The following is a 15,403-nucleotide window of genomic DNA, read 5'->3' on the forward strand; positions in this document are numbered from 1 at the left end:
CCGTCATGAGTACGATTGAAACGGCAAAAGCGCCGCAGGTAGCACAACAATCCAGCCTGCTTCTGGATGTTAAAGACCTTCGCGTCACCTTTGGCACTCCCGATGGCGATGTTACTGCGGTCAACGATCTCAACTTTAATCTACGGGCAGGGGAAACCTTAGGCATCGTGGGTGAGTCCGGTTCCGGTAAGTCGCAAACCGCTTTTGCGCTGATGGGCCTGCTGGCGGCAAATGGTCGCATTGGCGGTTCAGCGACCTTTAACGGTAAGCAGATCCTGAACCTTCCGGAACGTGAGCTGAATAAGCTACGCGCCGAGCAGATCTCAATGATTTTTCAGGACCCGATGACGTCGCTCAATCCGTATATGCGGGTAGGCGAACAGCTGATGGAAGTCCTGATGCTGCATAAAGCGATGAGCAAAGCCGAAGCGTTTGAAGAGTCGGTTAAAATGCTGGATGCGGTCAAAATGCCGGAAGCGCGTAAACGGATGAAAATGTATCCACACGAGTTTTCCGGCGGGATGCGCCAGCGCGTTATGATAGCGATGGCGCTGCTGTGTCGGCCTAAGCTGTTGATAGCCGATGAGCCGACAACGGCGCTGGATGTGACCGTGCAGGCACAAATTATGACGTTGCTGAATGAACTCAAGCGCGAGTTCAATACCGCGATCATTATGATTACCCACGATCTCGGCGTAGTGGCGGGGATCTGCGATAAGGTGCTGGTGATGTATGCTGGCCGCACCATGGAATATGGTCAGGCGCGCGACGTCTTTTATCATCCGTCGCACCCTTATTCAATTGGTCTGCTGAATGCGGTTCCGCGTCTGGATGCCGAAGGTGACGCCTTGTTGACCATTCCGGGCAACCCGCCGAACCTTCTGCGCTTGCCGAAGGGCTGTCCGTTCCAGCCACGTTGCCCGCATGCAATGGAGATTTGTAATAGCGCTCCGCCTCTTGAGGAGTTTGCGCCAGGCCGCCTGCGTGCCTGCTTTCAACCGGTGGGGGATTTGCTATGAACGCCGTAACGGAACAAAGAAAAGTCCTGCTCGAAATTGCCGACCTGAAAGTGCACTTTGATATTAAAGACGGTAAACAGTGGTTCTGGCAGCCGTCAAAAACGCTCAAGGCGGTAGATGGCGTAACCTTGCGTCTGTACGAGGGTGAAACGCTGGGCGTGGTCGGGGAGTCAGGTTGCGGAAAATCAACCTTTGCGCGAGCCATTATAGGTCTGGTGAAAGCGACTGACGGTAAGGTTGCCTGGCTGGGCAAAGATCTGCTGGGAATGAAACCTGATGAGTGGCGCGATGTGCGTAGCGATATTCAGATGATCTTCCAGGATCCGCTGGCGTCGCTGAACCCGCGAATGACTATCGGGGAAATCATTGCCGAGCCGCTGCGTACTTATCATCCGAAAATGCCGCGTCAGGAAGTTCGCGACCGGGTTAAAACGATGATGATGAAAGTGGGGCTGCTGCCAAACCTGATTAACCGCTATCCGCACGAATTCTCCGGTGGTCAGTGCCAACGTATCGGCATTGCGCGCGCGCTGATCCTTGAGCCTAAGTTAATTATCTGTGATGAGCCGGTTTCGGCATTGGACGTGTCAATTCAGGCGCAGGTAGTGAATCTTCTTCAGCAGTTGCAGCGTGAAATGGGTCTTTCGCTGATTTTCATCGCTCACGATCTGGCGGTAGTCAAGCATATTTCTGACCGCGTGCTGGTGATGTATCTGGGGCATGCCGTGGAGTTGGGCACTTACGATGAGGTGTACCATAATCCGCTGCATCCTTATACCAAAGCGCTGATGTCGGCGGTGCCGGTTCCTGACCCTGATTTGGAAAGAAACAAGACTATCCAACTGCTGGAAGGGGAATTACCGTCGCCGATTAACCCGCCCTCGGGCTGCGTATTTCGTACGCGCTGTCCGCTTGCCGGGCCGGAATGCGCGAAAACGCGACCGGTGCTGGAAGGCAGTTTTCGACATGCAGTTTCCTGCCTGAAGGTAGACCCGTTATAATCTCTGGGGCTGACGCAGGTCAGCCCTTTTTTTGTGAGGTTAACGTGGCTGTCAATATTCATGCCGCACGTTTGCGGCTGTACCATTTACTTTTCGATCAAAACCGACGCACTGGTCGCCATTTTGAAGGCCTTTGCGGCGTTTTTGCGCTGCTCAGCGTGCTGGTGATTTTTATTGAGTCCGGATTGGGTACGCAATATCATCTGACTTTAGACGAATGGCATATTTTCGTCTGGCTCGAGTTTTTTGTGACGGCTGTTTTTACCCTCGAATATTTTCTGCGTATCGTCAGTTGGCCCAACCCAATAAAGTATATTTTCAGCTTTTGGGGAATTATCGATCTGGCGACGATCTTGCCGCTCTACGTTATGTGGCTGTGGCCTGAAATCAGCATTGAATATGTGTTTGCCTGGCGGGCGATGCGCGCTATCCGCGCGTTGCGTATTCTTAAACTGCTGCGATTTATGCCGTCGCTGAATATTTTCTGGGCCGCTATCGTTAGCGCTCGCCATCAATTGATTCTTTTTTATTCGTTTATCGCCATTGTGATGGTTATTTTTGGCTCGCTGATGTATCTGATTGAAGGGCCAAAATATGGCTTTACCACGCTGAATGCGTCGGTCTACTGGGCGATTGTGACGATAACGACGGTGGGGTATGGCGATATCACCCCGCATACGCCGGTGGGGCGCATTCTGGCATCGATACTTATCTTAATCGGCTACTCTATTATTGCGATTCCAACTGGTTTGATTACCACCCATATGACTACCGCATTTCAGAACCGCCGCACTCAGCGCGTGTGTCCGAAATGTCGGCACAATACGCATGATAAAAATGCCCGTTATTGCAATGCCTGCGGAAGTGAGTTACCTGATTAAATAAAAAAACCTGCCGCGGTGAAACGGGCAGGTTTCTTCTATACCCTAAATAATTCGAGTTGCAGGAAGGCGGCAAGGAAGAGAATCCCCAGGAGCTTACTGTGGTAAGTGACTGGGGTGAGCTGACGCAGCCAACACACATGCAACTTGAAGTATGACGGGTATATATTGCTACGTGTTTGAGATGATGCTTATTCACGCCACAGAATATGGCAAATCTTGTGGTCTTTTTCGCGACACAGCAGCACACGGGCAAAGATATCGTTAATATCACCGCCATCGGTATCGGCCAGGCCAATCACCACTTCGGCAAAAAAATCCGGGTTGAGGTCAAAATCGACGTGTTCTTCCCAATCAGGAGCCGGGTCAAACAGCTCGGCACCGCCGCGTTCTTCAAATTGTAGGTTGAACAGAATGACATCTGCCGGGTCGAGGTTGTCGACAGCCAGTTCCAGGAAGATATCGTAAGCTTGTTCAAGCGTTTCGTCTTCGGTCAGGCGATTGTTTAAATCCATATCCATGATTGCTACCCATTAAACATCTGATTGGCACGTTTTACAGCAACGGACTGAAGAAGTAAAACAGTCGCTCGGCGATTCGTTGCCACAGCGGACGTTTTAACCACAACCGGGCGTCCAGCAGGCGCGAGCGGGAGATATAGTCGTCCTGAACTGCCGCCAGATCGCTACCAAATCCGGCATCGTCGATCACCAGCGTAATTTCGAAGTTAAGCCACAGGCTGCGCATGTCGAGATTCACGGTACCGACCAGACTGAGTTCGCCGTCAACTAATACGCTTTTGGTATGCAGCAGTCCGCCTTCAAATTGGTAAATCTTCACCCCTGCCGCCAGCAGTTCACTAAAGAAAGCGCGGCTGGCCCAGCCGACCAGCAGCGAATCGTTCTTGCGTGGCAAAATGATGCTGACATCGACACCGCGTTGTGCGGCAGTACAGATAGCATGCAGCAGATCGTCACTGGGCACAAAGTAGGGAGTGGTCATGATCAAATGCTCTTTGGCTGCATAGGCGGCGGTCAACAGAGCCTGATGAATCAAGTCTTCCGGGAAACCCGGGCCGGAAGCGATGGTATGAATTGTATGCCCGCTGGCCTCTTCGAACGGCATGATATTGACGTCTGGCGGTGGTGGTAAAATTCGTTTTCCGGTCTCAATTTCCCAGTCGCAGGAATAGACGATGCCCATGGCTGTTGCCACCGGGCCTTCCATTCTCGCCATCAGGTCAATCCATTGACCCACGCCGGAGTCTTGTTTAAAGAAACGAGGGTCAACCAGATTCATACTGCCGGTATAAGCAATATAGTTATCGATCATGACCATTTTGCGATGTTGACGCAGGTCCATACGACGTAGAAAGACGCGCATCAGGTTTACCTTCAGCGCTTCGACAACCTCAATCCCCGCATTGCGCATCATGGCGGCCCACGGGCTGCGGAAAAAAGCCACGCTACCCGCGGAGTCGAGCATTAAACGGCAGTGTACGCCGCGTCGAGCCGCTGCCATTAACGATTCCGCGACTTTATCGGCCATACCACCGGGCTGCCAGATATAGAACACCATCTCAATATTGTGACGAGCAAGCTGAATGTCGCGGATAAGCGCCTGCATAACGTCATCTGATTCGGTGAGTAGCTGAAGCTGGTTGCCTTTAACGCCAGCGATGCCCTGGCGGCGCTCGCAGAGTTGGAATAACGATTCGGCGACCGGGCTATTATCATCGGCAAAGATATGTTTGCAGGCTTTGAGATCTTTTAACCATTTGGCCGTCGAAGGCCACATTGCGCGAGCGCGCTCAGCGCGGCGTTTACCCAGATGCAGCTCGCCAAACGAGAGATAGGCAATGATTCCCACAAGCGGAAGGATGTAGATGATCAGCAACCACGCCATTGCTGACGGAACTGCACGTCTTTTCATTAGTATGCGTAATGTTACACCAGCGATCAGCAGCCAGTAACCGAGTATGACCAGCCAGTTAACCACTGTGTAAAAGGTTGTCATAGATGAAAAATCCTTTTGAATGACTTTATGTCATGAGTTTACGCATCAACATCAATCTGGCAAATAAAAACGCAGCGAAAGCGTTGGTCACCCAGATTCATCGGTCTATAATGCTGGCTGTTTTCACTCGTAGAGTAGTAGCAATGAAGCGTAGTAGAACGGAAGTAGGGCGCTGGCGCATGCTAAGACAGGTGAGTCGCCGTAAAACACGCTGGCTGGAAGGCCAATCGCGTCGCAATATGCGCATCCTCTCCATCAGAAAAGAGCTGGTGAAACGGCAACGTCATTCCCTGCTGTTCACTTTCTCTGAGTTTTGAGAGTCGAAACAAAAGGCACCGCTCGCGGTGCCTCTGTTTTTGGTCAGGGTCTTGTTTCAGAATACCTTTTTGAAAGGCTTAACGGACACTTTCTGATAAACCCCGGCAGCGATATACGGGTCATCATTGGCCCATGATTGCGCCGCTTCCAGTGATTCAAATTCTGCAATAACCGTTGAACCGGTAAAGCCAGCCACGCCAGGTTCATTACTGTCTACAGCAGGCATTGGGCCAGCGGTCAGCAAACGACCTTCATCATGTAATAGTTGTAAACGCGCCAGGTGCGCGGGACGTACCGACGATCGTTTTTCCAGAGAGTCGGCGATATCTTCAGCGTAGATAACGTAAAGCACGGCATGGCTCCTTATTAATAAATTGGCGAATCACGTTAAGTGAAACCGTCGTTGACTGCAATGCAAAGATGCGCACGACCCTTAGATTGCCATGCTCTGGCGCCTTTTTGTCAGAAAAGGGGGCAAATTTTGATGCAAGATAACAACCCTAGTTGAATATGATTGCTATTTGCATTTAAAATCGGGGCATCATTTTTCAACAGAAACGACTATGAGCGCAATGACCCTTGATTTACCTCGCCGCTTTCCGTGGCCTACGCTACTGTCCGTGGTTATCCACGGAGGTGTTGTAGCGGCGTTGCTGTATACTTCGGTACATCAGGTTATTGAACGACCTTCGCCTTCGCAGCCTATCGAAATTACAATGGTGGCCCCGGCCGATCTGGAACCGCCTCAGGCGGCGCAACCGGTGGTTGAACCCGTAGTTGAGCCAGAGCCTGAACCGGAAGTGGTGCCTGAACCGCCAAAAGAGGCACCGGTTGTGATCCATAAACCCAAGCCGAAGCCAAAACCAAAACCGAAGCCGGAAAAAAAGGTTGAGCAGCCAAAGCGTGATGTGAAACCAGCGGAAACGCGCCCTGCATCGCCGTTTGAAAACTCAAATACGGCACCAGCGCGCACGGCACCAAGTACATCGACCGCGACCGCTAAACCAACCGTTACGGCCCCGACCGGTCCACGAGCGTTAAGCCGCGGAGAACCGACCTATCCAGCTCGTGCCCAGGCGCTGCGCATTGAGGGTGATGTTCGCGTTAAATTTGATGTTACGCCGGACGGTCGTGTGGATAACGTGCAGATCCTCTCCGCTCAGCCAGCTAATATGTTTGAGCGTGAAGTGAAGAGCGCTTTACGTAAATGGCGCTATGAAGCAGGTAAACCGGGTACTGGCATCACCATGACCATTCAGTTCCGTCTGAAAGGCGTGAAGATTAGCTAAGAGTGAGGCCCCTTAAGGGGCCTTTTCCATTAATACGTCATCAAGCGCTTTCTGCGCCGTGACTAAATGTTGTCCACCAAACAGAATCGCCCGGTTCAGCAATGTATATAGCTGGTAGATGGGTTGACGTTCGAGAAAGCCGGACGGCAGCGGTGAAACGGATTGATAGCCGTCGTAAATTTGCGGTGGTTGTTCAACATGTAACGGCAGCATAGCCAGATCGCACTCTCTGTCGCCCCAATAGCAGGCCGGGTCGAAAATATAAGGTCCATTCGGCCCTAGCGCACAATTACCAGACCATAAATCACCGTGAAGTAATGATGGCTGTGGCTGATGATTGCTCAGCCGCTGTTGTACAGTGTCGACGAGAGTATCAATATCGCCAAAATGCAGACCTTTTTCGGCGGCTAACTCCAACTGCCAGCCAATGCGCTGCTCAGCAAAGAAAGTAGACCAGCGGCGCTGCCACGCGTTTGGCTGTGGGGTGGTAGAAAGATCGTTATCAAAATCGAGACCAAACTGCGGCTGATCGCTCCATTGATGTAAATGCGCGATTTGTTGACCTAACAGGAAAGCATTATGCGCATCCAGTGGCCGGGGAGGGAGATATTCCATCACCAGGAAACTGTAATCCCGGTCGCTGCCGACAGCAAAAACCTGCGGTACGCTAACGGTTTTACTTCGTGACAGCAGCTCAAGCTGATCTGCTTCGGCGGTGAAGATGGGCAAAAGCTCCCGTTCATCACATTTTACGAAGTAATCTCGCCCACCAAAGCGTAAATGCCAGGCTGCATGGATTTCTCCACCAGGTAGTTCGTTTCGCAGTTCGATTTCAGCTGCTTCAGTGTGCCAATCGCTTAACAAATTGCTGATAGCTTGCCACATGCTGTCTCTCCCCTATGTTTTCCACCATTTCATAAGGTTAGCGCATAACCTCGGTGTAAAATTCGAACTGACGCACAACTGACGGTTTCTACTGCGCTAATCGCACTTATTGAGCTTTCAACCACTGATCAAATGTGGTGACGGTTATTTCGATAGGTCTTCCCAGGGCGGTTTCGGCTAAACCGGCGCTTAAAGCTTTGACCTCTTCTGCGTTCTGCGGTGAAAGAAGGCCAAAAGTATTGGTCCCTAGTTCGTGTGGAGCGCCTTCATCATCGTTCAGAACAAGGGTAAATCCGGCTCGGGTGAGGTGATTACTCAGTTCGTTAATTTCAGTTAACGTCTGTTCGTGAAAGCGTGCTGTGATGACCCAGGCAATAATTTCGCTACTCATTTTTCACCCTATTGTTATTCATGAAATTTTTAGCATAGACCATCATGATAATTTGGCGACTCCCTCTGGAGACTTAGAGGGAGTGCAGGCGTTTACTGACCGCGCAAATAGTTGTAGATTTTTTGCGTATTCTCCAGCGAGCAAAGACGAGTTCCTTGGTTAATCGTTGCGGCGCTACCGGCAGCAACGCCAAAACGCACCATATCTTCAAGAGTGGCATCTTCCGCCAGTCGCAGGGTCATTGCGCCGACCATACTGTCTCCGGCGCCGACGGTGCTCTGGCTTTTCATCGGTGGCGGTACGACCTGCACGCTGCCGCTGGCATCTACGCCCAACGCACCCTGCGGCCCCAAAGAGACCACAACGCGAAGAGCCTTGCCGGTGCGAATTAACTCCTGGGCCGCCTTACGTACATCATCTGGTTGGTTGAGATCTCGTTGGACGAGGGCGCTCAATTCTTTCTGGTTCGGCTTAACCAATTCAATGTTGCCAACATCGAGGGAGGCGGCGAGGGCTTCGCCGGAGCTATCGATAATACAGCGCAGCCCATGTTTTTGAGCGTTTTTGACCAGCTTTGTCAGGCTTTCGACGCTGATGCCTGGTGGCAGACTGCCGCTGATAACCAGCAGGGATCCGGGTGAGATGGCGAGAACTTTTTCTTCCAGACGATGGAACTCTTCCTGGGTTAACGCGGCTCCTGGCATGACGAAACGATACTGTTCACCGCTGGTATTCACATGCACATGAAGATTTTGTCGCGTCCAGTCATGCGTTTCAACTGTCTCTACTGGAACATGTTCATCGGTCAGCAGGGCGGTGAGATGTTCCCCCGTGGCGCCGCCGACGGGGAATATTGCGGTAGCGCTGCCGCCAAGAAAAGTAATGGCTCGCGCAACGTTTATCCCGCCGCCGCCAGGTTCGAAAACGGGAGCGCTACAGCGTAGTTTGCCTTCCGGGTAGATTTGCGGGGTCTGAGTTGCGCTGTCGAGCGAAGGGGCTAATGTGAGCGTATAGATTTTGGTCATCCAATTTCCTCCATAATACGAGTTTAGCTGCTCTGTTTTTAAGCATGGCACTTAAAGGAGGGCAGGGAAAGTAACGAGTGACATTTGCACCAGCATCTCTTTTTATCTTTATGAAATAAAAATTGTTTTGAGAAGCCTCTTATACAAAAAATGAAATAGTAATTGATTGCTAAGTTAATCGTGCTTTTTTATAATTTAGCCCCTTTCCAGGAGCGGCAATCAGCGATCCTCGCGAAAGCTCCCGGGACCATCCAGGTCTCCTTTTATGTTGTACGGACTTTAAATTAAATGAAGCTTTTGAAGACAGTACCCGCAGCGGCAATGCTGGCGGGGGGGCTCTTTGCATCTACATGCGCAATGGCCGATGATTCCGTTTTTACTGTCATGGATGACCCTTCCACTGCCAAAAAACCTTTCGAAGGTACTGTTAACGCTGGTTATCTGGCGCAGTCCGGCAATACGAAAAGTTCCTCAATGACTGCGGACTCTACTTTGACCTGGTATGGTAATACTACAGCGTGGTCACTTTGGGGGAATGCCAGCAACACATCGTCAAACGATCAACGCTCTTCGGAAAAGTACGCGGTAGGCGGGCGTAGTCGTTATAACCTGACCGATCAGAATTATATTTTTGGCCAGGCGAGCTGGTTGACGGATCGTTATAATGGTTATCAGCAGCGTGATGTGCTCACCGCGGGTTATGGTCGGCAAATCCTCAATGGCCCGGTACACAGCCTGCGTTTTGAATTTGGTCCTGGCGTACGTTATGACGAGTATACCGATGGTGACAACGACACTCAGCCGCTGGGCTATGCTTCTGGTACCTATGCGTGGCAGATGACCGATACCACCAAATTTACACAGGGTGTTTCAGTTTTCGGCTCTGAAGATACGACACTCAACACGGAAAGCGCGTTAAATGTTGCTATCAATGCACATTTTGCTCTTAAAGTAGCCTATAACCTGACCTGGAACTCTGAACCGCCGTCCTCTGCGCCAGCGCACACCGATAGACGTACTACCCTGTCGCTCGGTTATAAAATGTAATATTTCAGGCCGGGTATACCGGCCTGATTGTTTTAAATTTAGCAATAAGTGACATTATTATTTTTGGCCTTTCGTTTTATTTTTTATAAAAAGAAATTGCCTTCATAATTTCCTCATAATTGTCTTTTTGTTGACAAATATGCAGTTAATTTGACACGAAAAGATAAATATTTAGTCGGACAAGAATGTGATCTGGATCTATACTGTTTAGCACTGACGGAGATAATGCCTCCGTTCAATTAGCTGAAACAAATAAGAGAATCACTATCATGAAAAATAACAAAATCGCAATCGCGGCTGTGATGCTGTGCACGCTATCTTTTGGCGCATTTGCTGCTAACACGGCTCCACAGCCAGCCAATAACGACCATACTCAAGTTGGCATTGCTAAAGCGGCTGACGTTGAAGCGGGCTCCAATATTGCTCCAGGTTCCCAATCAACGGGTCAGTCAATGAATGATGCTTTTGATGTGCATAAGCTTGTTGCCGGTGAGTGGTCCTGATATTTCATCTAACACATCATTTATATTTCATTATTTCGTAAAGCAGCAAGCCGGGTAATGATGTACCGGTTTTGCTTTCCGCATTTTTTGTTAAACATCCATTTGTTGTGTTAAATTTTCATTATCACACTTGGTTTTTATCATACCAATACCGTTTCTTTTTTCGCATATCATCAAATCAAATAGCGTGCGTTTTTTTGGGCTGTCACCTCTTGTTTTTCCATCAACAATAACCATTTAGTCTCATGCGACTTTAATCACACAGTAATGATGTGTAAACTAACAGTCGGTGTTATCAACAGGCGACTGCGGGTGGGTACGATTCGGTAAACGGTCGTGCGCATATTTCGCAGAGTGAAGCGGGAACCGGGTCTGAACTTGTTGATAATTATGATTATATTGTTTTGTATGTGCTCTTTCGTGTGGGGCACCACTGCAAATAAGGACATGAAATGCCTGTAATTACGCTTCCTGATGGCAGTCAACGCCATTTTGATCATGCTGTGAGTCCGATGGATGTTGCTCTGGATATCGGTCCGGGTCTGGCGAAAGCCACTATAGCTGGTCGTGTAAACGGCGAGCTGGTTGATGCTTGTGACCCAATTGAAAACGATGCAACTCTGTCTATTATCACCGCGAAAGATGAAGATGGTATTGAGATTATTCGTCACTCCTGTGCGCACCTTTTAGGGCACGCAATTAAACAGCTGTGGCCAAATACCAAAATGGCGATCGGCCCGGTTGTCGACAATGGTTTCTACTATGATGTCGATCTGGACCATACCCTGACCCAGGAAGATATCGACGCGCTCGAAAAACGTATGCACGAGCTCGCTGAGAAAAACTACGACGTCATCAAGAAGAAAGTCAGCTGGCATGAAGCGCGTGAAACCTTCGTGAAGCGTGGCGAAAACTACAAAGTTTCGATTCTTGATGAAAACATTGCTCATGATGATAAGCCTGGCTTATACCATCACGAAGAATATGTCGACATGTGTCGTGGCCCGCACGTGCCGAACATGCGTTTCTGCCATCACTTCAAGCTGATGAAGACTGCTGGTGCCTACTGGCGTGGTGATAGCAACAATAAGATGTTGCAACGTATCTACGGAACCGCATGGGCAGATAAAAAGGCGCTGAATGCTTATCTGCAGCGTCTGGAAGAAGCAGCCAAGCGTGATCACCGTAAAATTGGTAAGCAGCTCGATCTGTATCATATGCAGGAAGAAGCACCGGGTATGGTGTTCTGGCACAACGACGGCTGGACTATCTTCCGTGAACTGGAAACTTTCGTGCGTTCCAAGCTGAAGGAGTACCAGTATCAGGAAGTTAAAGGTCCGTTCATGATGGACCGTGTGCTGTGGGAAAAAACCGGCCACTGGGACAACTACAAAGATGCGATGTTCACAACCTCTTCTGAGAACCGTGAATATTGCATTAAGCCGATGAACTGCCCAGGCCACGTGCAGATCTTCAACCAGGGGTTGAAGTCTTACCGCGATCTGCCGCTGCGTATGGCAGAATTCGGTAGCTGTCACCGTAACGAACCGTCAGGCGCGTTGCATGGCTTAATGCGCGTACGCGGCTTTACTCAAGATGATGCCCATATCTTCTGTACCGAAGATCAGGTGCGTGATGAAGTCAATGCTTGCATTCGTTTAGTCTATGATATGTACAGCACTTTCGGCTTCGACAAAATTGTCGTCAAACTTTCAACGCGTCCGGAAAAACGTATCGGCAGTGATGAAACGTGGGATCGTGCGGAAGCGGATCTGGCCGTTGCGCTGGAAGAGAATAACATCCCGTTTGAGTATCAACTGGGTGAAGGGGCATTCTACGGCCCGAAAATTGAATTTACCCTTTATGACTGCCTCGATCGTGCATGGCAGTGCGGTACTATACAGCTAGACTTCTCCCTGCCGGCTCGTCTGAGCGCCTCCTATGTAGGCGAAAGCAACGAACGTCAGGTACCTGTGATGATTCACCGCGCAATTCTGGGGTCGCTGGAGCGCTTTATTGGCATCCTGACCGAAGAGTTCGCTGGTTTCTTCCCAACCTGGATTGCACCTGTGCAGGTTGTGGTGATGAATATCACCGATTCTCAGGCTGAATATGTCAACGAATTGACTCGTAAACTACAAAATGCGGGCATTCGCGTAAAAGCAGACTTGAGAAATGAGAAGATTGGCTTTAAAATCCGCGAGCACACTTTACGTCGTGTCCCTTACATGTTGGTCTGTGGCGACAAAGAGGTAGAAGCAGGCAAAGTTGCCGTGCGTACCCGTCGTGGCAAAGACTTGGGCAGCCTGGACGTAAATGAAGTTATCGAGAAGCTGCAACAAGAGATTCGCAGCCGCAGTCTAAAACAACTGGAGGAATAAGGTATTAAAGGCGGAAAACGAGTTCAAACGGCACGTCCGAATCGTATCAATGGCGAGATTCGCGCCCTGGAAGTTCGCTTAACAGGTCTGGAAGGCGAAGCTTTGGGTATTGTGAGTCTGAGAGAAGCTATCGAAAAAGCTGAAGAAGCTGGAGTAGATTTAGTTGAAATCAGCCCTAACGCCGAACCGCCAGTTTGTCGTATTATGGACTACGGCAAGTTCCTTTATGAAAAGAGTAAGTCTTCTAAGGAACAGAAGAAAAAACAAAAAGTTATCCAGGTTAAGGAAATTAAATTCCGACCTGGTACCGATGATGGCGACTACCAGGTAAAACTCCGCAGCCTGGTTCGCTTTCTGGAAGAGGGTGATAAAGCTAAGATCACGCTGCGTTTCCGCGGTCGTGAGATGGCTCACCAGCAGATTGGTATGGAAGTGCTTACGCGCGTCCGTGACGATCTGAGTGAACTGGCAGTAGTCGAATCCTTCCCAACGAAGATCGAAGGCCGCCAGATGATCATGGTGCTCGCTCCTAAGAAGAAACAGTAAGGCCTTCAAGTAGCAATGCCAGTGGAACCCACGGGTTCCGCAGGTGTTGTTCGCCTACGTTTCGTTTATTAACAATGCGAAGTGGAAGTTATTAAAATGCCAAAAATTAAGACCGTACGCGGTGCTGCTAAGCGCTTCAAAAAAACCGGTAAAGGTGGTTTTAAGCACAAGCACGCTAACCTGCGTCACATTCTGACCAAAAAAGCTACCAAGCGTAAACGTCACCTGCGTCCGAAAGCCATGGTTTCCAAAGGCGATCTGGGCCTGGTAATCGCGTGCCTGCCGTACGCATAAGTCGTTAACCCTTTTAACTTTTTAATTAGAATAGATACAGGAGAGCACATATGGCTCGCGTAAAACGTGGTGTAGTTGCCCGTGCACGTCACAAGAAAATTTTGAAACAAGCTAAAGGCTACTACGGTGCGCGTTCTCGCGTATACCGCGTTGCCTTCCAGGCTGTTATCAAAGCTGGTCAGTACGCTTATCGTGACCGTCGTCAGAAAAAGCGTCAGTTCCGTCAACTGTGGATTGCGCGTATCAACGCAGCAGCACGTCAGAACGGTATTTCTTACAGCAAATTCATCAACGGCCTGAAAAAAGCCTCTGTTGAAATCGACCGTAAGATCCTGGCTGACATCGCAGTATTCGACAAATTAGCGTTCACCGCTCTGGTCGAAAAAGCGAAAGCAGCTCTGGCATAAGCCAGTTGAAAGAGGGAGCTTGTCTCCCTCTTTTCGTTTCAACACTATCAATACATTGACTTTTATTGTCGTAAGCTTTTCAATACAGGTCTTCCGTTTCGTACCAGACAAGGTAATGCAAGCATGAATGCTGCTATTTTCCGCTTCTTTTTTTACTTTAGCACCTGAACTCAGGAGGCTAGCGCGTGAAAGAAGAAACGGAAAACAGCGCCAGAAAGCCTCCCACTGTGGAGGCTTTTTTCGTATATGAACTGGCTCATTCTATTTCAAGCTGCAGGTAGGTGAATTAACTCGTGCGATCCAACTGGAGCAATCTGCGGTAGATACGGATTTACCCACTACCTGTCACTCGAAATAGTGAGAGCAAAATAATAACCATAACCGGTGTCTGCACCGACATAATGAGGAAAACCATGTCACATCTCGCAGAGCTGGTTGCCAGTGCGAAGGCAGCCATTAACGAGGCATCAGATGTTGCTGCGCTGGACAACGTCCGCGTGGAATATTTGGGTAAGAAAGGGCAATTGACCCTTCAGATGACGACCCTGCGTGAGCTGCCTGCTGAAGAGCGCCCGGCAGCCGGTGCGGTTATCAACGAAGCCAAAGAGCAGGTCCAGCAGGCGCTTAACGCGCGTAAAGCTGACCTCGAAGGCGCTGCGCTTAACGCGCGTCTGGCCGCGGAGACCATTGATGTCTCTCTGCCGGGGCGTCGTATCGAGAACGGTGGCCTGCACCCGGTTACCCGTACCATCGACCGTATTGAAAGTTTCTTCGGTGAGCTCGGCTTTACCGTCGCGACCGGTCCGGAAATCGAAGATGACTACCATAACTTCGATGCGCTGAATATTCCTGGCCACCATCCGGCGCGTGCTGACCACGACACTTTCTGGTTTGATGCTACGCGCCTCCTGCGTACTCAAACTTCAGGCGTGCAGATTCGCACCATGGCGAATCAGCAGCCGCCAATCCGCATCATTGCGCCAGGGCGCGTATATCGTAACGACTACGATCAGACTCACACCCCAATGTTCCACCAGATGGAAGGCCTGATTGTTGACACTAACATCAGCTTCACCAACCTGAAGGGAACGCTCCACGATTTCCTGCGTAACTTCTTTGAAGAAGATTTGCAGATTCGTTTTCGTCCGTCCTACTTCCCGTTCACAGAGCCTTCAGCTGAAGTTGACGTCATGGGGAAAAATGGTAAATGGCTGGAAGTGCTCGGCTGCGGCATGGTGCACCCGAACGTACTGCGCAACGTTGGCATTGATCCGGAAATCTATTCCGGCTTTGCCTTCGGTATGGGTATGGAGCGTCTGACTATGCTGCGCTACGGCGTAACCGACTTACGCGCATTCTTCGAAAACGATCTGCGTTTCCTCAAACAGTTTAAATAAGGG

Annotated in this window: 20 protein-coding genes and 1 other annotated feature; of the genes, 13 read left to right on the forward strand and 7 right to left on the reverse strand. The window is 50.0% G+C overall.

Features of this window, described 5'->3' with window-relative positions; all coding sequences use genetic code 11:
* Positions 1 to 5 precede the first annotated feature (5 nt).
* The 3 genes from ACMYSL_RS11940 to ACMYSL_RS11950 are packed head-to-tail and all read left to right on the forward strand — an operon-like array spanning position 6 to position 2,901.
* Entirely contained in the window at positions 6 to 1,019 is a 1,014-nt protein-coding gene (locus ACMYSL_RS11940) for an ABC transporter ATP-binding protein (protein WP_110275585.1), read from the forward strand.
* Entirely contained in the window at positions 1,016 to 2,020 is a 1,005-nt protein-coding gene (oppF, locus tag ACMYSL_RS11945; RefSeq protein ID WP_434663014.1) for a murein tripeptide/oligopeptide ABC transporter ATP-binding protein OppF, read from the forward strand. The genes ACMYSL_RS11940 and oppF overlap by 4 nt, the downstream gene beginning before the upstream one ends.
* Positions 2,021 to 2,064: 44 nt before the next feature.
* Positions 2,065 to 2,901: an ion transporter gene (locus ACMYSL_RS11950; protein WP_182239416.1), complete on the forward strand. Its 837-nt coding sequence runs from the start codon at positions 2,065 to 2,067 to the stop codon at positions 2,899 to 2,901.
* A 191-nt stretch (positions 2,902 to 3,092) separates the two neighbouring features.
* Here ACMYSL_RS11950 and ACMYSL_RS11955 read toward each other — a convergent pair whose 3' ends face one another.
* Both ACMYSL_RS11955 and cls read right to left on the reverse strand, forming a co-directional pair.
* Positions 3,093 to 3,422, reverse strand: coding sequence for an HI1450 family dsDNA-mimic protein (locus ACMYSL_RS11955; protein ID WP_110275588.1), 330 nt, complete (start codon positions 3,420 to 3,422; stop codon positions 3,093 to 3,095).
* A gap of 34 nt (positions 3,423 to 3,456) precedes the next feature.
* Positions 3,457 to 4,917: a cardiolipin synthase gene (gene cls / locus ACMYSL_RS11960; RefSeq protein ID WP_181485884.1), complete on the reverse strand. Its 1,461-nt coding sequence runs from the start codon at positions 4,915 to 4,917 to the stop codon at positions 3,457 to 3,459.
* A 143-nt stretch (positions 4,918 to 5,060) separates the two neighbouring features.
* Between cls and ACMYSL_RS11965 the strand changes: the two genes are divergently transcribed.
* Complete coding sequence (locus tag ACMYSL_RS11965) at positions 5,061 to 5,234, forward strand: YciY family protein (RefSeq protein WP_130624366.1); 174 nt, start codon at positions 5,061 to 5,063, stop codon at positions 5,232 to 5,234.
* Positions 5,235 to 5,290: 56 nt separating this feature from the next.
* On the opposite strand, the gene ACMYSL_RS11970 is transcribed toward ACMYSL_RS11965, so the two are convergent.
* Positions 5,291 to 5,587: a YciI family protein gene (locus ACMYSL_RS11970; RefSeq protein ID WP_110275659.1), complete on the reverse strand. Its 297-nt coding sequence runs from the start codon at positions 5,585 to 5,587 to the stop codon at positions 5,291 to 5,293.
* Between the two features lie 211 nt (positions 5,588 to 5,798).
* Here ACMYSL_RS11970 and tonB point away from each other — a divergent pair, with 211 nt between their 5' ends.
* Entirely contained in the window at positions 5,799 to 6,524 is a 726-nt protein-coding gene (gene tonB, locus ACMYSL_RS11975; RefSeq protein WP_112213402.1) for a TonB system transport protein TonB, read from the forward strand.
* Between the two features lie 12 nt (positions 6,525 to 6,536).
* Here tonB and ACMYSL_RS11980 read toward each other — a convergent pair whose 3' ends face one another.
* From ACMYSL_RS11980 to pfkB, 3 genes are all read right to left on the reverse strand, one after another.
* On the reverse strand, positions 6,537 to 7,409 hold the full coding sequence (locus ACMYSL_RS11980; RefSeq protein WP_304259770.1) for a fructosamine kinase family protein: 873 nt from the start codon (positions 7,407 to 7,409) through the stop codon (positions 6,537 to 6,539).
* Positions 7,410 to 7,515: 106 nt separating this feature from the next.
* Positions 7,516 to 7,800: a type V toxin-antitoxin system endoribonuclease antitoxin GhoS gene (gene ghoS, locus ACMYSL_RS11985; RefSeq protein WP_434663020.1), complete on the reverse strand. Its 285-nt coding sequence runs from the start codon at positions 7,798 to 7,800 to the stop codon at positions 7,516 to 7,518.
* Between the two features lie 92 nt (positions 7,801 to 7,892).
* A complete protein-coding gene (gene pfkB, locus ACMYSL_RS11990) occupies positions 7,893 to 8,825 on the reverse strand; it encodes a 6-phosphofructokinase II (protein WP_434663022.1) in 933 nt (310 codons plus the stop codon).
* A gap of 288 nt (positions 8,826 to 9,113) precedes the next feature.
* On the opposite strand from pfkB, the gene ACMYSL_RS11995 reads away from it, so the two are divergent.
* Positions 9,114 to 9,872 (forward strand): DUF481 domain-containing protein, encoded by a 759-nt coding sequence (locus ACMYSL_RS11995; RefSeq protein WP_110275668.1) that lies wholly within the window; start codon positions 9,114 to 9,116, stop codon positions 9,870 to 9,872.
* Positions 9,873 to 10,141: 269 nt separating this feature from the next.
* A complete protein-coding gene (locus tag ACMYSL_RS12000; RefSeq protein ID WP_434663024.1) occupies positions 10,142 to 10,375 on the forward strand; it encodes a hypothetical protein in 234 nt (77 codons plus the stop codon).
* Positions 10,376 to 10,465: 90 nt separating this feature from the next.
* Here the strand turns inward: ACMYSL_RS12000 and ACMYSL_RS12005 are convergent, their stop codons facing one another.
* Positions 10,466 to 10,612, reverse strand: coding sequence for a hypothetical protein (locus ACMYSL_RS12005; RefSeq protein WP_434663027.1), 147 nt, complete (start codon positions 10,610 to 10,612; stop codon positions 10,466 to 10,468).
* A gap of 215 nt (positions 10,613 to 10,827) precedes the next feature.
* Here ACMYSL_RS12005 and thrS point away from each other — a divergent pair, with 215 nt between their 5' ends.
* The 6 genes from thrS to pheS all read left to right on the forward strand — a co-directional run bounded on the left by thrS (position 10,828) and on the right by pheS (position 15,400).
* The gene (gene thrS / locus ACMYSL_RS12010) at positions 10,828 to 12,756 is read left to right on the forward strand and encodes a threonine--tRNA ligase (RefSeq protein WP_110275722.1); all 1,929 of its coding nucleotides are present in this window, start codon (positions 10,828 to 10,830) and stop codon (positions 12,754 to 12,756) included.
* A gap of 3 nt (positions 12,757 to 12,759) precedes the next feature.
* The gene (gene infC / locus ACMYSL_RS12015; RefSeq protein ID WP_071830666.1) at positions 12,760 to 13,302 is read left to right on the forward strand and encodes a translation initiation factor IF-3; all 543 of its coding nucleotides are present in this window, start codon (positions 12,760 to 12,762) and stop codon (positions 13,300 to 13,302) included.
* A 96-nt stretch (positions 13,303 to 13,398) separates the two neighbouring features.
* Positions 13,399 to 13,596: a 50S ribosomal protein L35 gene (gene rpmI / locus ACMYSL_RS12020; protein WP_001124225.1), complete on the forward strand. Its 198-nt coding sequence runs from the start codon at positions 13,399 to 13,401 to the stop codon at positions 13,594 to 13,596.
* A 50-nt stretch (positions 13,597 to 13,646) separates the two neighbouring features.
* The gene (gene rplT, locus ACMYSL_RS12025) at positions 13,647 to 14,003 is read left to right on the forward strand and encodes a 50S ribosomal protein L20 (protein ID WP_004102963.1); all 357 of its coding nucleotides are present in this window, start codon (positions 13,647 to 13,649) and stop codon (positions 14,001 to 14,003) included.
* A gap of 118 nt (positions 14,004 to 14,121) precedes the next feature.
* Positions 14,122 to 14,247, forward strand: a sequence feature (Phe leader region).
* Positions 14,127 to 14,171, forward strand: coding sequence for a pheST operon leader peptide PheM (gene pheM, locus ACMYSL_RS12030; RefSeq protein WP_001386830.1), 45 nt, complete (start codon positions 14,127 to 14,129; stop codon positions 14,169 to 14,171). (Overlaps the previous feature by 45 nt.)
* A 169-nt stretch (positions 14,248 to 14,416) precedes the next feature.
* Positions 14,417 to 15,400: a phenylalanine--tRNA ligase subunit alpha gene (gene pheS, locus ACMYSL_RS12035; RefSeq protein ID WP_181485890.1), complete on the forward strand. Its 984-nt coding sequence runs from the start codon at positions 14,417 to 14,419 to the stop codon at positions 15,398 to 15,400.
* The last annotated feature ends 3 nt before the right edge of the window (positions 15,401 to 15,403 follow it).

The sequence above is a fragment of the Klebsiella sp. MISC125 genome, from assembly GCF_051131775.1.
In the GTDB taxonomy this organism is placed as follows: Bacteria; Pseudomonadota; Gammaproteobacteria; order Enterobacterales; family Enterobacteriaceae; genus Klebsiella.

Excerpts from the sequence above, each read along its gene's own strand:
- ACMYSL_RS11940 (WP_110275585.1), top strand. The coding sequence starts at position 6 with ATGAGTACGATTGAAACGGCAAAAGCGCCGCAGGTAGCACAACAATCC.
- oppF (WP_434663014.1), top strand. The coding sequence starts at position 1,016 with ATGAACGCCGTAACGGAACAAAGAAAAGTCCTGCTCGAAATTGCCGAC.
- ACMYSL_RS11955 (WP_110275588.1), bottom strand. The coding sequence starts at position 3,422 with ATGGATATGGATTTAAACAATCGCCTGACCGAAGACGAAACGCTTGAA.
- cls (WP_181485884.1), bottom strand. The coding sequence starts at position 4,917 with ATGACAACCTTTTACACAGTGGTTAACTGGCTGGTCATACTCGGTTAC.
- ACMYSL_RS11965 (WP_130624366.1), top strand. The coding sequence starts at position 5,061 with ATGAAGCGTAGTAGAACGGAAGTAGGGCGCTGGCGCATGCTAAGACAG.
- tonB (WP_112213402.1), top strand. The coding sequence starts at position 5,799 with ATGAGCGCAATGACCCTTGATTTACCTCGCCGCTTTCCGTGGCCTACG.
- ACMYSL_RS11980 (WP_304259770.1), bottom strand. The coding sequence starts at position 7,409 with ATGTGGCAAGCTATCAGCAATTTGTTAAGCGATTGGCACACTGAAGCA.
- ghoS (WP_434663020.1), bottom strand. The coding sequence starts at position 7,800 with ATGAGTAGCGAAATTATTGCCTGGGTCATCACAGCACGCTTTCACGAA.
- pfkB (WP_434663022.1), bottom strand. The coding sequence starts at position 8,825 with ATGACCAAAATCTATACGCTCACATTAGCCCCTTCGCTCGACAGCGCA.
- ACMYSL_RS11995 (WP_110275668.1), top strand. The coding sequence starts at position 9,114 with ATGAAGCTTTTGAAGACAGTACCCGCAGCGGCAATGCTGGCGGGGGGG.
- ACMYSL_RS12000 (WP_434663024.1), top strand. The coding sequence starts at position 10,142 with ATGAAAAATAACAAAATCGCAATCGCGGCTGTGATGCTGTGCACGCTA.
- ACMYSL_RS12005 (WP_434663027.1), bottom strand. The coding sequence starts at position 10,612 with ATGGTTATTGTTGATGGAAAAACAAGAGGTGACAGCCCAAAAAAACGC.
- thrS (WP_110275722.1), top strand. The coding sequence starts at position 10,828 with ATGCCTGTAATTACGCTTCCTGATGGCAGTCAACGCCATTTTGATCAT.
- rpmI (WP_001124225.1), top strand. The coding sequence starts at position 13,399 with ATGCCAAAAATTAAGACCGTACGCGGTGCTGCTAAGCGCTTCAAAAAA.
- rplT (WP_004102963.1), top strand. The coding sequence starts at position 13,647 with ATGGCTCGCGTAAAACGTGGTGTAGTTGCCCGTGCACGTCACAAGAAA.
- pheS (WP_181485890.1), top strand. The coding sequence starts at position 14,417 with ATGTCACATCTCGCAGAGCTGGTTGCCAGTGCGAAGGCAGCCATTAAC.